Here is a 1,257-nt window from a genome sequence, read left to right on the forward strand (position 1 = left end):
CACGAGCTATGTGACGCAAGCCGTCACGCGCGGCGATCTGACCGTCACGGTCACCGCGACCGGCACCGTGCAGCCCACGACGGAGGTCGAAGTCTCCTCGGAACTGTCGGGCACGCTCGATAGCATCGACGTCGATTATAACGACGAGGTCAAAGTGGGTCAGGTCCTCGCGCGGCTCGACGACACGAAATTCAAGGCGCAGGTCGCCAATGCCGAAGCCGCGCTCGCGGCCGCCAAGGCGCAGCTCGCACAGGCCGAAGCCACGCAGACGGAAGCGACGGCGCTTTATGAGACGCAGGCCGAACTGGACCGGCGCGGGGTTTCGACGCACAGCACCTTCGTCACCTATATCGCGCAGCGTGATCGCGCCGTAGCTTCGGTTCAGGCCGCGAAAGCGTCGCTGACGCTGGCCGAGGCGAACCTTGCCCTGGAGAAGGACGATCTGGAGAAATCGGTCATCCGCTCCCCGATCAACGGCGTCGTTCTGGACCGCAATGTCTCGGCCGGTCAGATCGTGGCCGCCTCGCTGTCGGCGCCCACCCTGTTCACGCTGGCCGAGGACCTGCGCCGGATGCAGTTGCTCGTCGATATCGACGAGGCGGATATCGGTCAGGTTGCGGTCGGCAATGACGCGACATTCACCGTCGACGCCTATTCCGGTCGCTCTTTCCCGGCGACGATCACGCAGGTGCGTTACGCCCCCGAGACCACCGACGATGTCGTGACCTACAAGGGCGTGCTGGCGGTCGACAATGCCGATCTGCTCCTGCGCCCCGGCATGACCGCGACGGCGACGATCACTGTGGACGAGGCGAAGGACGCGCTCCTGATCCCGAATGCGGCGCTGCGCTATGCCCCGCCTCAAGAGGTCGAAGATGCGGGCAATGGCGCGAGCGGGCTCATCGGCCTCGTGATACCGAGCCGACCGAATTCCGAGAGCGGCACGGCGAGCGGCAAATCCGTCTGGGTTCTTCGCGACGGCACCCCCGTCGAAGTGGCGGTCACGCCGGGGGCGACGAACGGCAAGTTCACGATCGTGACCGCGGGCGATCTGGCCGTCGGCGATCAGGTCATCACCGATCAGCGGGATGCATCGCGAAAAGTGAGCCGCTTCTCGAGCTGCGCGGGATCGAGCGCCACTATGGATACGGGGAGACCCTCGTGCGCGCCCTCGACGGCGTCGATCTTAGCGTCGAACCGGGGGAATTCCTTGCGATCATGGGGCCCTCGGGGTCGGGAAAATCGACCGCGATGAAC

General features: G+C 65.5%; 1 protein-coding gene and 1 pseudogene. Both read left to right on the forward strand.

The features are described 5' to 3' along the window. Window positions 1-67: 67 nt before the first annotated feature. A pseudogene (locus tag B3D39_RS16585) lies at window positions 68-799 on the forward strand (efflux RND transporter periplasmic adaptor subunit); the annotation flags it as partial. Between the two features lie 362 nt (window positions 800-1,161). Next, the coding region (locus B3D39_RS16590) for an ATP-binding cassette domain-containing protein (RefSeq protein ID WP_286789899.1) at window positions 1,162-1,257 on the forward strand (96 nt) is incomplete at its 3' end.

Origin of the sequence: Thioclava sp. UBA3469, assembly GCF_002378135.1 — a bacterium.
GTDB lineage: Bacteria > Pseudomonadota > Alphaproteobacteria > Rhodobacterales > Rhodobacteraceae > Thioclava > Thioclava sediminum.